This is a genomic window from Mesorhizobium sp. WSM4306 (assembly GCF_007003975.1).
Taxonomy (GTDB): Bacteria; Pseudomonadota; Alphaproteobacteria; order Rhizobiales; family Rhizobiaceae; genus Mesorhizobium.
The window spans coordinates 65145-77963 of sequence record NZ_VFTC01000015.1 but is presented as its reverse complement, the minus strand read 5'-3'; the positions used below and the strand labels follow the sequence as shown (position 1 = coordinate 77963).

11 protein-coding genes and 1 pseudogene are annotated in these 12819 nt (G+C 64.2%); 8 read left to right on the top strand and 4 right to left on the bottom strand.

Annotated features, from left to right (window positions below):
* Positions 1–37 precede the first annotated feature (37 nt).
* From FJV77_RS18645 to FJV77_RS18615, 6 genes are all read left to right on the top strand, one after another.
* Positions 38–520, top strand: a complete 483-nt coding sequence (locus FJV77_RS18645) for a (2Fe-2S)-binding protein (protein WP_142868227.1) — start codon at positions 38–40, stop codon at positions 518–520.
* A gap of 11 nt (positions 521–531) precedes the next feature.
* Positions 532–1899 carry a xanthine dehydrogenase family protein molybdopterin-binding subunit gene (locus FJV77_RS33290; protein ID WP_142868226.1) on the top strand — a complete coding sequence of 456 codons (1368 nt, stop codon included), beginning with the start codon at positions 532–534 and terminating at the stop codon, positions 1897–1899.
* Position 1900: 1 nt separating this feature from the next.
* Positions 1901–2905 carry a molybdopterin cofactor-binding domain-containing protein gene (locus tag FJV77_RS33285; RefSeq protein ID WP_142868225.1) on the top strand — a complete coding sequence of 335 codons (1005 nt, stop codon included), beginning with the start codon at positions 1901–1903 and terminating at the stop codon, positions 2903–2905.
* A gap of 9 nt (positions 2906–2914) precedes the next feature.
* The gene (locus tag FJV77_RS18630; RefSeq protein WP_142868224.1) at positions 2915–3796 is read left to right on the top strand and encodes a MoxR family ATPase; all 882 of its coding nucleotides are present in this window, start codon (positions 2915–2917) and stop codon (positions 3794–3796) included.
* Between the two features lie 199 nt (positions 3797–3995).
* On the top strand, positions 3996–5132 hold the full coding sequence (locus FJV77_RS18620; protein ID WP_142868223.1) for a VWA domain-containing protein: 1137 nt from the start codon (positions 3996–3998) through the stop codon (positions 5130–5132).
* On the top strand, positions 5132–6019 hold the full coding sequence (locus FJV77_RS18615) for an amidohydrolase (protein WP_185970376.1): 888 nt from the start codon (positions 5132–5134) through the stop codon (positions 6017–6019). Before FJV77_RS18620 ends, FJV77_RS18615 begins: the two co-directional genes overlap by 1 nt.
* A gap of 253 nt (positions 6020–6272) precedes the next feature.
* Here FJV77_RS18615 and FJV77_RS18610 read toward each other — a convergent pair whose 3' ends face one another.
* Together FJV77_RS18610 and FJV77_RS18605 are read right to left on the bottom strand one after the other, a co-directional pair.
* Positions 6273–6680: a carboxymuconolactone decarboxylase family protein gene (locus tag FJV77_RS18610; RefSeq protein WP_142868221.1), complete on the bottom strand. Its 408-nt coding sequence runs from the start codon at positions 6678–6680 to the stop codon at positions 6273–6275.
* 105 nt (positions 6681–6785) lie between these two features.
* The gene (locus tag FJV77_RS18605) at positions 6786–8219 is read right to left on the bottom strand and encodes a DHA2 family efflux MFS transporter permease subunit (RefSeq protein ID WP_142868220.1); all 1434 of its coding nucleotides are present in this window, start codon (positions 8217–8219) and stop codon (positions 6786–6788) included.
* Between the two features lie 112 nt (positions 8220–8331).
* On the opposite strand from FJV77_RS18605, the gene FJV77_RS18600 reads away from it, so the two are divergent.
* The gene (locus FJV77_RS18600) at positions 8332–9333 is read left to right on the top strand and encodes an ornithine cyclodeaminase family protein (RefSeq protein WP_142868219.1); all 1002 of its coding nucleotides are present in this window, start codon (positions 8332–8334) and stop codon (positions 9331–9333) included.
* Positions 9330–10811: a histidine ammonia-lyase gene (gene hutH / locus FJV77_RS18595; protein WP_142868218.1), complete on the top strand. Its 1482-nt coding sequence runs from the start codon at positions 9330–9332 to the stop codon at positions 10809–10811. The genes FJV77_RS18600 and hutH overlap by 4 nt, the downstream gene beginning before the upstream one ends.
* 25 nt (positions 10812–10836) lie before the next feature.
* On the opposite strand, the pseudogene FJV77_RS18590 reads toward hutH, so the two are convergent.
* Positions 10837–11639, bottom strand: a pseudogene (locus FJV77_RS18590) (3-methyl-2-oxobutanoate hydroxymethyltransferase).
* A gap of 85 nt (positions 11640–11724) precedes the next feature.
* Entirely contained in the window at positions 11725–12813 is a 1089-nt protein-coding gene (locus FJV77_RS18585) for a fatty acid desaturase family protein (RefSeq protein ID WP_142868217.1), read from the bottom strand.
* Positions 12814–12819 lie beyond the last annotated feature (6 nt).

Sequence of the window (12819 nt, the reverse complement as noted above, 5' to 3'; positions counted from 1 at the left end):
TGTCCGATCAATCGGGCAGGCGCGCTGGGAGGAAAACATGGCAAAGGTTCCGGTTCAGTTCACGCTCAACGGCAGCGAGAAAGCCGAATTCGTCGAGGGCGGCACGACGCTGCTCCATGCGCTGCGCGACAAGATCGGCGACACCTCGCCAAAAGGCGGCTGCCACCAGGGCACCTGCGGCGCCTGCTCGGTCATCATCGACGGCGAGTTGAAACTATCCTGCCTGACGCTGGCCGAAACCTGCGGCGGCACCGACATTCGCACCACTTCGGGCCTTGCCGAAGCCGGCGTGCTGCATCCGCTGCAACGCGCCTTCCTTGACGCCTTCGCCACCCAATGCGGCTTCTGCACGCCGGGCATGATCATGGCCGCCAAGGTGCTGCTCGACCATACGCCCAACCCGAGCCGCGACGAGGTGGTCGAGGCGCTGTCGGGAAACATCTGCCGCTGCACGGGCTATGAGCCGATCATCCAGGCGGTGCTGACTGCCGCCCGCGCCAATTCGCAGAACGCGGCCTGAGGGAAGCACAGATGGAACTGCGCAAGAGCTATTTCGCCGATCAGCGCAAGGACGGCCTGCACGAGATCGGGCAGGGGCGGCCACGGCTGGATTCGCCCGGCCATGTCACGGGCAAGACCGCCTATTTCGCCGACCGCAATTTTCCCAATATGCTGCATCTCAAGATGGTGCGCAGTCCGCACCATCATGCCCGCATCCGCTCCATCGACACATCCGAGGCGGAGAAGCATCCAGGCGTGGTGAAAATCCTCACGGCCAAGGATGTGCCGCACAATGTCTACACCATCCTGATCCTGATCCAGATCGGGCCGGAGGACGAGACGGTGCTGGCCGACGGCAAGGTCCGCTGGAAGGGCGAGGCCGTGGTGGCGGTGCTGGCCGAGACGGAGCGCGCGGCGCAAGAGGCCGCAGCGAAGATCAAGGTCGACTACGAGGTGCTGCCGGCCGTCTTCGACATGGAGGAAGCGCTGAAACCCGGCGCACCGTTGGTCAACGAATATCACGGTCAGAACTATTATCTCTACGACAGCGGCGAATGCCGCAAGGTGCGCTTCGGCGATGTCGAGGCAGGCTTTGCCGAAGCCGACCATATCCTCGAGCAGAGCTACCAGTCCTCGCCCATCGAGCATGCGCCGACCGAGACCACCGGCTGCGTCGTGGTGCCCGAAGGCAATGACCGCTTCACCTGCTACACCAACACGCAGGCGATGTTCTTCACCCTCGACAACGCCTCGATCATCCTGCAGATGCCGGGCTCGAAGCTGCATTTCGTAGGCGGCACGGTCGGCGGCGGCTTTGGCGGCAAGGTCGATGTCATCGTCGAGCCGATTGCCATCCTCGGCGCCAAGCTAACTGGGCGACCGGTCTGTTTTATCTACAGCCGCGAGGAGGAGATGCAGATCTCGTCACCCCGCGCGGCCGAAAAGGTCGTCATCAAGGACGGCGTGATGAAGGATGGCCGCATCGTCGCGCGAAAAGTGACGGGTTACACCGATGCCGGCGCCTATTCGCGCCACTCGCCCTATGGCGCGCAGAAGGGCGCTGCGCACTATCCCGGGCCCTATACGATCCCCAATGTCTGGATCGACACCTATTGCGTCTACACCAACCGCACGCCCTCGTCGGCCATGCGCGGCTTCGGCGTGACCATCGGCGACTTTGCGCTGGAGGTGCAGATGGACAAGCTGGCGCGGCTGATCGGCATGGATCCGCTCGAATTCCGCTTCATCAACGCCTACCGCGACGGCGACATGAAGGCGCATCGCCAGCCGACCGAGGGGGCAGCCCTGATCGAGTGCATGCAGGAGGCGTCGCGCGCCGCCGACTGGCCGGTGGCGGAGAAGTTCATGGCGATGTCTTCCTATACGAAGGGAGCTTGAGATGGCGATCCGGCGCGGACGCGGCGTCGCCGCGATCAACTATCCCACGGGCATGAATCTCGGTGGCGACCCGACCCAGGCGCTGGTGCATTCGACACCGACCGGCAATTTCATGGTGACGCTATCCTCGGTCGATCTCGGCCAGGGCCTGAAGCAGATCATGGCGCAGATCTGCGCCGAGACGATAGGTGTGCCCACCGACCGCGTCATCATCGACACCGCCGACACCGACACCGGCCCGCACTGCATGGGCACCTTCGCCTCGCGCGGCACGCACCGCGCAGGCAATGCCGTCATCCAGGCCGCCAAGGAAGCCCGCCAGGTGATGCTGGAAGTGGCGGCGGAAGAGCTGGAAGTGAACGCCTCCGACCTCGAGACCGATGGCGAAGGCAACATACTGGTCAAGGGCGCACCGCAAAAGTCGATCTCGATCTTCGATGTCGCGCTGTCGGCGCATTTCAAGCGCGGCCGTTCCATCTCCGGGCGCGGTATGTTCCTGATCCCGCGCTCCTATCCGGAGAAGGAAACCGGTGCGATGAAGCCGTCGACCTGCTACGCCCACGCCTGCACGGTGGCCGAGGTCGAGGTCGACGACGAGACTGGCGAAGTGACGGTGCTGACGGTGAAGAACATTTTCGAGATCGGCCGCGCGCTGAACCCGAGAATGGTCGAGCAGCAACTGGTCGGCGGCTCGTGGATGGGCATCAGCCACGCGCTCTACGAAACGACCGAGCCCTACTATCCCAACCGCGACCATGGCGGCACCGACTTCAACCAGTATCTGATGCCGGGGCCTGGCGACCTCGCCGAGACGGAGATCATCGTGCTGGAGCGACCGTCCGCCGACGGGCCCTATGGCGCCAAAGGCCCGGGCGAGATGTGCGCCAACCCGCAGATACCAGCGGTGGCCAATGCCGTCTTCGACGCCGTCGGCGTGCGTATCGACACGCTGCCGATCACGCCGGAGCGCATCCTGCGCGCGCTTAAGGCGCAATCGGCGAACTGAGGACTGGAAATGCCGGAGGTGAATGCCGAGACTGTCGCGACCTCACCGGAGGCGGTGGCGCAGCATCTCGCCGCCTTCCGCTATCTCGCCGACGACAGTCTTGCCACCGCCATCTTCCTCGCCATTCGGCTCGGCAAGCCGCTGCTGCTCGAAGGCGCGCCGGGCGTCGGCAAGACGGAAGCGGCGAACGCCATCGCCGAAGCTCTCGGCCGCGATCTGGTGCGGCTGCAATGCTATGAAGGCATCGATGCCGCGCATGCGCTCTACGAATGGAACTACCAGCGCCAGCTGCTCGCCATCCGCCATGCCGGCGAGCACGAGATCGACATCTATGACGACCGTTTTCTGATCGCCCGGCCGCTGCTGCAGGTGCTGCGGGCGCCTCGGCAGCGCGTGCTGCTGGTCGACGAGATCGACCGTTCAGACCATGAGTTCGAAGCGCTGCTTCTGGAATTTCTCTCCGACTTCCAGATCAGCATTCCCGAACGCGGCACCGTTCGCGCCGAAGCGCAGCCGATCGTCATCCTGACCTCCAACCGCAGCCGGGAGCTGGCGGAAGCGCTGCGCCGCCGCTGCGTCTATCATTGGATCGGCTACCCCGATGCAAAGCGAGAAGCCGAGATCATCATGCTGCGCGCCGGCGATGTCGCCGAGGCCACCGCGCGTGCGGTCGCCAATGCCGTGCAGGAGATCCGCGCCCGGCCGCTGGCCAAGCCGCCCGGCATCTCGGAGGCCGTCGAATGGGCCAACGCCGCAACTATCCTCGAAAAGGGCGGCAGTCCATGGCCGCAAGCCTTCCGCCGCGCCATCGGCGTGCTGATCAAGGACGAAGAGGATTTGTCCGCGATCGCACCGGAGCTTGGCCGGATTGTCGAGGAGGCGCTGGTGTGAGCCGGGGCTTCATTCGGCAAAGCTGGCGGGACAGCGCCCCCCTCTGTCCTGCCGGACATCTCCCCCACGAGGGGGGAGATTGGATGTCACTTCGGCCTTCACAAATCTCCAACGTTGAAGATTGGGCGCCGTCGGCGAAACCGCTGATCTCCCCCCTCGTGGGGGAGATGTCCGGCAGGACAGAGGGGGGTGCGAAGGAATGAGGCATTCAGAAAAACTCCCCCAGGCCGCCGCAACGTTCCTAGACTTCGCTAGGCTACTGCGCCACCACGCGTTTCCCATCGCACCCGAGCAAGTCTCCAGCTTCATGCAGGCGGTCACCCTGCTCGGCCCGCGCTCCATGGCCGACATTCGCGAGGCGGCGCTCGCAACGCTCGCGCCCTCACCCGACCGCCGCAACGAATTCGAAGCGCATTTCCGCAGCCATTTCTATGGCGACGCCAGACCCTCGATCGCAGGCGAAGAAGACGAGGAATCCCGCATCAAGGACGATCACGGCACGCGCGAGGAAAAGAACCAGACCACGCGCCAGGAGAAAGGTGGCGAATTGTCGTCGGCGGTCGAACAGCTGAGCAGCCGCGACTTCCAGCGCGACGATGACGGCCTTGTCCCCTTCCGCCGCAAGCTGGCCTCCGCTTTGCCGGCCCGCCGCTCCTTTCGCACGGTGCGCACCCGTTCGCGCGGCACGCTCGATCTGCGCCGCTCGCTCAGCGAGATCGTCAGCGCCGACGGCGATATCCCCTCACCGCAGCTTCGCCGCCGCCAGACCGTGCCGCGCAAGCTGCTGCTCTTGATCGATATCTCCGGCTCGATGAAGCTGCATACTGCCGACTATCTCAAACTGGCGCATGCGACCGTGCAAGGCGCCGACCGCGCGGAAATCTTCACCTTCGGCACGCGTCTTACCCGCATCACCTCGGCACTGCGCATCCGCGACCGCGACCAAGCGCTGGCGCGCGCCGCTGCACTGGTCGACGACTGGGATGGCGGCACGCGCATGGGGCCGACGCTGCTCGCCTTTCTCTCAGTGCCGCGCTTCTCGGCCTTCGCGCGCGGTGCCGCAGTGGTCATCCTGTCGGACGCGCTGGAACGCGGCGACCATGCCGATCTCGAAACCGCGATACGCCGCCTGAGCGCCCGCGCCTTCCGGCTTTCGCTGGCAACACCTTTGGCCGGCGATCCGCGCTTCCAGCCGGCGACGGTGGCGCTGCGTGCCATCCTGCCTGACCTCGACGATCTCATCGACGGCTCGTCGGTGAAAAGCCTCACCGATTTCATCCTGTCGCTCGCCCGCCATGCCCCCGCGGCAACGACAATCTGGAAAAGGGTTTCGTGATGCAGAAAGCCATCGACGCGCATTTCCACATCTGGCGCCAGCAGGATCAGCCCTGGCTTGTCGGGCCGATGGTGCCGCGCATCTTCGGCCCGTACGAACCGATCCGCCGCGACTATCCGATCGGCGAATTCCTCGAAGACCAGAAAGGCGCCGGCGTCGAAAAGGCGGTCTATGTCCAGACCAACTGGGCCAAGGAAGATTTCGAGAAGGAAGTCGCCTTCCTGCAGAAGACCGCTGACGAGACCGGCTGGCCGCATGCCATCGTCGGCTATGCCGACATGACCGTGGACGACGTCCGGCACCAGATCGACCGGCTGATGAAATACCCCCTGCTGCGCGGCGTGCGCATGCAGCTACACTGGCATGAGACGCCGGCCTTCCGCTTCGCCGCCTCGGCCGACCAGGTCATCGACCCGAACGTGCGCGCCAATGTCGCGCGGCTGAAGGATTATGGTCTGTCCTTCGACCTGCAGCTTTTCCCCGCCCAGATGAAGGACGGGCTGACGCTGGTCGGCGAGAACCCGCAGACCAATTTCATCCTCACCCATGCCGGCATGCTGACCGGCATGGAGCCGGAAACCACCGAAGCCTGGAAAGCCGGCCTGCGCACGCTTGCCGCCGCGCCGAACTTCTACGCCAAGCTGTCTGGCCTCGGCACCTTCGTCCATCGCAACGACCCGGATCTGATCGCCTACATCGTCGACAATGCGATCGACATTCTGGGTAGCGACCACCTGATGTTCGGCTCGAACTTCCCGATCGAGAAGCTGTGGACCAGCCACGCTGAACTCATCGAGGCGCACCGTGCAACCGTGGCAAAACACGGCGCGGCCGCAGAGGCGGATATTTTCTGGAACACGGCCGAGAAGGTTTATCGGCCGGTATAAGCGCAGACTTCCCCTTCTCCCCCTGTGGGGTGAGCAGCCGGTTCGCCGAAGGCGAATTCATCGTGCCAGCGGCACGATGAAAGGCCGGCGAACGCCGGGACGCTGCAAAGCAGCGGGGACCCGGCAGGTGGATCGGGCCACCTCCCGGCCCTTCGCAGGCTCAGGGCGTTCGAAGCTCGAAAAGCCAAGCAATTGGCTTTTCGTCCGCTAAAGCGGACCGCTTCTCACCCCACAAGGGGAGAAGGATAAGAGCTTATTTCACCTCGAACTGCGGATCGACCGGGATCTGCATTGCCGTCACCAGATGGTTGGTCTGCCCGGCGAGCCCGATGATCGATACCAGTTCGCTATGCTGCGCATCGTTCATGCCCTTGGCGCGAGCGGCGGCCGTATGCGAATGGACGCAGTAGGAGCAGCCGTTGGCGGTCGACACGGCGATATAGATCATCTCCTTGGTCAGCGGATCGATGGCGCTCTCCGTGGCCATCACCACCTTCACCTGTTCCCAGGTCCGTTTCAGCAAGGCCGGATCATTGGCCAGCCCGCGCCAGAAATTGTTGACGAAATCGGACTTGCGGGTGGCGCGGATGTCGTCGAACACCGTCTTGACGACCGGGATTTTCTCGACATCGGCATCGCTGAGGAGTCTTGTCGCGGCCATGGCATTTCCCTTCGTTGAATCGGTGGAACAGGTCGTTGAATCAGATCTCGAGCAAACGTGCCTAACCTTTTGCCGATTCAAGTTTCGCGGCGGAAGAATTCGACGTCAATTCTTCAGAGCGTGGCCGGAAACCTCGGCGCCCGCACCAGGCGGCAGCACCAGGAACCGCAACGCCGCCACCAGCCCGATGGCGCCGATGACCAGGAAGGCGATGCGAAAATCGATGAGGTCCAGCGCCGGCCTGTCCCTGACGATCTGCGACAGATTGAGGATCGCCGCCGCCACCGCAACACCGAACAGCATCGCTATCTGCTGCAGCATGGAAGATAGCGTCGCTGCCGAGCTGCGCTGCGTGGCATCGATATCCGCGAAGGCCAGCGTGTTGAGCGCAGTGAACTGCATCGAGCGTGACAGGCCGGCGACCAGCATCAGCGCCACGACCAGCGCCTGCGGCGTCTCAGGCGAGATCGCCGCGCAGGCCATGATCGAGGCCGACGCGATGATGCCGTTCACGACCATCACCGTGCGAAAACCGAAACGCCGGAGCGTCGGCGTCGTCACCGTCTTCATGCCGAGATTGCCAAGGAAATAGGCCAGGATCATCAGGCCGGCATCGACTGGCGAAAGCCCGAAGCCGACCTGGAACAGCAGCGGCAGCAGGAACGGCGTGGCGTTGATCGCCACCCGAAAAATGGTGCCGGCGGCAAGCGTCGAGATGGCGAAGGTCAGCACCTTGAATGCGCTGAGATCGAGCAGCGGATGCGGCGCGCGCCTGAGATGCCGCGCCGCCAGCCAGCCGATGAAGATGCCGGCGGCAACCAGCAGCACCGTCGGCAAGGCGCCATCCTCGGGATGCGCGATGCGTTCCAGGCCACAGAGCAGCAGCGCGAGCCCCAACGACGTCAGGAAAAATCCCGGCCAATCCAAAGGCTTGGGATCGGCCTCGCGGTCGCCCGGAATGAAGCGGGCGACCAGCGCCAGCCCGATCAGCCCAAGCGGGATGTTGATGAAGAAGTTCCAGTGCCAGGAGAGATACGTGGTAATGAAGCCACCGAGCACCGGCCCGACGACAGGCGCGAACAGCGCCGGCCAGGTGATCAGCGCCGTGGCGTTGAGCAACTCCGACTTCGGCGCATTGCGCAGCACGAGAATGCGCCCGACCGGCGTCATCAGCGCGCTGCCCAGGCCCTGCGCGACGCGGGCGGCGACGAATTGAGGGAGACTTTGCGAGAAGCCGCAGGCCAGCGAGGCCAGCGTGAACAGAACGATCGCCAGCAGGAAGATGTTGCGCGCGCCAAAACGGTCGGCAAGCCAGCCCGACAGCGGCACGAACACCGCCATGGTCAGCATATAGACGGTGATGCCGATGCTCATCGCCACCGCCGGCACGCCGAAGGATTGGCCCATCTGCGGCAGCGAGGTCGAGATGATCGTCGAATCCAGCAGCTGCATGAAAAACGCGATGGCGACGATCAGCGCCACGCGCCGCGCATTGCTGGCGGTCTCAGTGGAGGCTTCGGTGTCGGGAACGGCAGTCATGACGAACCGCGTTGAACAGCATATGGCTGGCCCAGTCCAGAGCCTAGCCAACAAACTTCCGTGTCGGCGCGCGGCCTGTTATGGATTGGCGCCTTAGCGGCAAGGAGCCTGGATGAAGCCGATCTATATCGACTACCTCAATGCCCTCGATATCGAAGCCCTTGAGATGACCGACGGTGAAATCATCGCCGCCGTCGAGGCCGGGCTTATCGCGCAAGGCAAAGGCCAGACAGTGATCGAGCCGCGCGTCCATCTCGAGCCTGATCCCTCCTTCCACGGCCATTTCAACGTTCTGCGCGGCTACGTCGCGCCGCTCGATGCGGCTGGCGTGAAAATCGTCGGCGACTATGTCGACAATTATCTGCACGGCCTGCCCTCGGAATTCGGCATCCTGAACCTGTTCGATCCGCGCACCGGCACGCCGCGCGCCATTCTCGACGCCACCGTCATCACCGACATGCGCACCGGCGCCATCACCGCCATCGGCGCCAAGCATCTGGCGCGCAAGAACACGAAGGTGCTGGCCCATATCGGCGCGCGAGGCACCGCCTATTGGAACGTGCGCCTGCTCGACCATCTCTTCGATTTCGACGAGATCCGCGTCCATTCGCGCCGCCCGGACAGCCGCGACGGTTTCGCCGCCAAACTCTCCGCCGATCTCGGCAAGACGGTCACCGCGGTCGCTGACTGGGAAAGCTGCGTCAAGGGCGCCGACATCGTCGTCGAGGCCTCGCGGCTTTCGGAACCGCAGCCGCTGCTCAAGACCGAATGGATCAAGCCCGGCGCTTTCGTCGTGCCCTATGGTACGATGAGCGCGGTGGAGCTGTCGCTGACCGACATCATGCAGAAAATGGTCGTCGACGATTGGGGCCAGTGCAAGGGCGGCAAGTTCGGTTCGCTGCGCGCCCATGTCGAGACCGGACGGCTGAGCGAAAAGACGCTGCATGCCGAACTCGGCCAGATCGCTGCCGGCCTGAAAGCCGGGCGCGAGAGCGACGACGAGACGATCCTGTTCTGGCATCGCGGCCTGTCGCTCTCCGACATTGCGCTGGGCAAGGCAATGCTGGCCAAGGCCGCGGACAAGGGCATAGGCCAGAGGCTGCGCTTCGCATGAGCGCGCTCGTCCTCAGCGGCGCAGGCGTCAGCGTCGAGGATGTCGCGGCCGTCGCCCGTGGCGGCCGCAAGGTCGAGGTCGAGCCCGCCGTCATCGAGAGGCTCTGCAGAGCCCGCAAAGTGCTTGACCAGGCCGCCGCGTCCGGCCAGCAGATCTACGGCCTCAACACCGGGCTCGGCGCCAATCTCGGTACATCGGTGGAAGGCGACGCCAGCGCCTTCCAGCGCCAGCTGCTGGAAGGCCGCAGCGGCGCTGTCGGCGAACCGCTGCCGCAAGAGGCGGTGCGGGCGACAATGCTGGCGCGCGCCGCGATGTTCTCGGTTGGCGGCTCGGGTATTTCGCCGGCGGTTTTGACCGCCCTTGTCGACGCGCTCAATGCGGGCGTGCATCCTGTGATGCCGTCTCTAGGTTCAATCGGCGCCGGCGACCTGCTGCTGATGACCGCGATAGCCCGCACGCTGATTGCGGAGGGCGAGGCTGACTACCAAGGCCGGCGCATGCCTTCCGCAAAGGCATTGATGATGGCGCGGCTGGCGCCGGTCAGCCTGGCGCCCAAAGACGGACTGTCGTTGATCAATGCTTCGGCGGTCTCGACGGGCGCCGGCGCACTGGCGCTCGCTGATGCCCTCTCAGCCTTTGAACAACAGCAGCAAGCCGGAGCACTGACGATGGAGGCACTTGGCGCCAACCGTACCATCCTCGATCCGCGCCTGCATCTGGCGCGTCCGGCGGCCTGCCAGCAGCTTGCGGCAAAGGAGCTACGCGATCTGCTCGCCCGCGACGAGCAACCGCCGTCCGCCACCTTGCAGGATCCGCTTTCGGTCCGCTGCATGCCGTCGATACACGGCGCGCTGATCCAGGCGATCGACAATGCAAGGCTTGCGGTGGAAATCGAGCTCAACTCCGCCGCCGACAATCCGCTGGTACTCGGAGAGGACAGTTTGGTCTTGTCGACAGGCAATTTCCACACCGCCTCGATGGCACTCGCTTTCGAGACGCTTGGCCTCGCCATCGCGCAGGCCTCAGCCGCAACGGCCGCACGCTTCGTCCAACTCACCGGCTCCGGCCGCAACGGCCTGCCCAAATATTTGTCGCCAATCGGCGGCGCGTCCGCCGGCTTCGTGCCGCTGCAAAAGACAGTCACGGCGATCCTCGCCGCCATCCGCCACAAGGCCAATCCCGTGATGCTCGACTTCCTGCCGGTCTCGGAAGGCGTCGAGGACCATGCGACGCAGACGCTGCTCGCTGTTACGAAATGCGCCGGCATGATCGGCCTGTGGAGACGGTTGATCGCCTTTGAGCTGATGGCGGCAGCACAGGCGGTCGATTTGCGCGAAGGCCTGACGCTGGCGCCGGCGACAGGAGTCATTCATGCGGCGGTGCGCGCGCACGTGGCAAGCCTCAGGGAAGACAGGCCGCTCGGCCCGGACGCCGAGCCGCTTTACGCCTCGCTCGCCAACGGCGGTTGGCGGGCGTAACAGCGACCAGGCCAGATCGGCGAGTTCAGGCCTTTTCATCCACCCTTTTCATGAATTGGCTGAGCTCGGCCGGGTCCATGCGCACCACATGCTTGTCTTCCGGATAGGCGCCGCTGTTGACGTCGGCGACATATTCGGAAAACGCCGCCACGCGCTCCGCTTGCAGCCGGTCGTATTCGGCGGCGAAATTGCGATAGACCTTGGAATGGCGCGGCATGTGGCCCCGGTTCTGGCCGAGAATGTCGTCGGCGAACAGGTATTGCGCATCACAGCCGGTGCCCGCTCCCATCGACAGCATGATCAGCGAGGTGCGCTCCGAGATCGCCTTCGCCACCTCGACCGGCACCACTTCGATCTCGGCGCCGAGCGCGCCGACGGCCTCATACTGCTTGACCGCCTCGAAGATTTGCATGGCGGTGTCGGCGGTCTTGCCGACGGCCTTGAAACCGCCGGTCCAGGTCGCACGCGACGGAATGAGACCGACATGGCCGATGACGGGGATGGCATCGTCGGCGAGCCGCTTCACGGTGGCGAAGCCGGCGCTGCAATAGACCGCGTCGGCGCCCGCCTTGTAGAGCCTGAACGCCCAGCGCAGGAAATCGTCCGCCGTGCCGATCTCGTAAAAATTCTCGCCCGGCATGGTGAACAGGCTGGGCGCCGCATCGCGGTATTGCGGGTTGAGCCCAGTTCCGGCGGCACCGAGACGATGTCCACCCCTGCCCGCTCGGCGGCCTCGGCTTCGTCCATGGTCAAAACGCGCAGCATGGTCAGCTGGCGCTTGCCCTTCATGGCGCGTAAATCGGCCACCGTCGGTCTCTTTCGGCTCATCTTATGTCCCTGTTTGCTGGAATTGATTTCCCGATCACCTTACCGGCCACGAGACAGGCCGGATAGCTGGGTTCATAGGCAGCGGCTACTCCGCCGCCGCCGACATATCGACCTCGTGAAACTCACCGCGATAGGGCCGCGCCGTCGGCGGCAATTCGCGCTTGAGGAAATAGTCCTCATATCGCAGCTGTTTCAGCAGCACCGGCCAGACTTCGCGATAGGCATGCCACATCGACGGGTTCGCCACCGGCAGATCGTGCTTGATCAGTTCGTGCAGCCTCGGCAGCGCGTGATAGGGCACCATCGGGAACATGTGATGTTCGACATGATAATTCATGTTCCAGTAGATGAAGCGGCTGACCGGGTTCATGTAGACGGTGCGGCTGTTCAGCCGATGGTCGACGACATTGTCGGCCAACCCGATATGCTGCAGCAGTCCGGTCAGCACCATGTGCCAGCTGCCATAGAGGCGTGGCATACCGATCAACACCAACGGCAGCCACGATTTTAGCGCAATCGCGGCGGCAATCGCCGCCGCATAGATGGCCACATGCCAGCGCGCCGCCATGATGGCCTTGCCCTGTTCGCTTTCCGGAATGTAGCTCTTTTCATCGTCAGATAGCTTGCCGAACGCCTGGCGCACCAGGATCGGCAGCGAATAGCGGAAATCGAGAATGCCGGTGAAGGCGAGCGCCGCCTTGATCAGGTTTGGCGGCCGCATGACGGCGATCTCGGCATCGCGCCCGACGATGACGGTATCGGTGTGATGCCGGGCATGGCTCCAGCGCCACTGCACCGGATTGCGCACCACCATGAAGCTGGCAATCTCGTAGACGACATCGTTCATCCAGCGCGTGCGGAAAGCCGTGCCATGGCCACCTTCATGCCAGCGCGAGTCGCTCGACGAGCCGTAGAGCACGCCATAGACGAGCAGGAATGGCACCACCCACCACGTACCCCAGAACCAGACGATGCCGGCGGCAGAACCCAGGATCGCAGCGATCCAGATGACGGTATCGCGGATCGCCGGCCCGTCGGAGCGCTGCATCAGCTCCTTCATCGCCTTGCGCGGCACATCGGTGTGATACCACTCGGCCGAGGCCAATCCGGTTTCGATCGCCCTGCGGGTGCTTTCGCCGACGAGGCTGTAATCGCGCTTTGTCCTGGCCACCATCGTCAC

Bases quoted from the DNA above. Each gene is read 5' to 3' on its own strand.
- FJV77_RS18615 (WP_185970376.1), top strand. From the start codon at position 5,132: ATGCAGAAAGCCATCGACGCGCATTTCCACATCTGGCGCCAGCAGGAT.
- FJV77_RS18645 (WP_142868227.1), top strand. From the start codon at position 38: ATGGCAAAGGTTCCGGTTCAGTTCACGCTCAACGGCAGCGAGAAAGCC.
- FJV77_RS18610 (WP_142868221.1), bottom strand. From the start codon at position 6,680: ATGGCCGCGACAAGACTCCTCAGCGATGCCGATGTCGAGAAAATCCCG.
- FJV77_RS33285 (WP_142868225.1), top strand. From the start codon at position 1,901: ATGGCGATCCGGCGCGGACGCGGCGTCGCCGCGATCAACTATCCCACG.
- hutH (WP_142868218.1), top strand. From the start codon at position 9,330: ATGAGCGCGCTCGTCCTCAGCGGCGCAGGCGTCAGCGTCGAGGATGTC.
- FJV77_RS18620 (WP_142868223.1), top strand. From the start codon at position 3,996: ATGAGGCATTCAGAAAAACTCCCCCAGGCCGCCGCAACGTTCCTAGAC.
- FJV77_RS18630 (WP_142868224.1), top strand. From the start codon at position 2,915: ATGCCGGAGGTGAATGCCGAGACTGTCGCGACCTCACCGGAGGCGGTG.
- FJV77_RS18605 (WP_142868220.1), bottom strand. From the start codon at position 8,219: ATGACTGCCGTTCCCGACACCGAAGCCTCCACTGAGACCGCCAGCAAT.
- FJV77_RS18585 (WP_142868217.1), bottom strand. From the start codon at position 12,813: ATGGTGGCCAGGACAAAGCGCGATTACAGCCTCGTCGGCGAAAGCACC.
- FJV77_RS33290 (WP_142868226.1), top strand. From the start codon at position 532: ATGGAACTGCGCAAGAGCTATTTCGCCGATCAGCGCAAGGACGGCCTG.
- FJV77_RS18600 (WP_142868219.1), top strand. From the start codon at position 8,332: ATGAAGCCGATCTATATCGACTACCTCAATGCCCTCGATATCGAAGCC.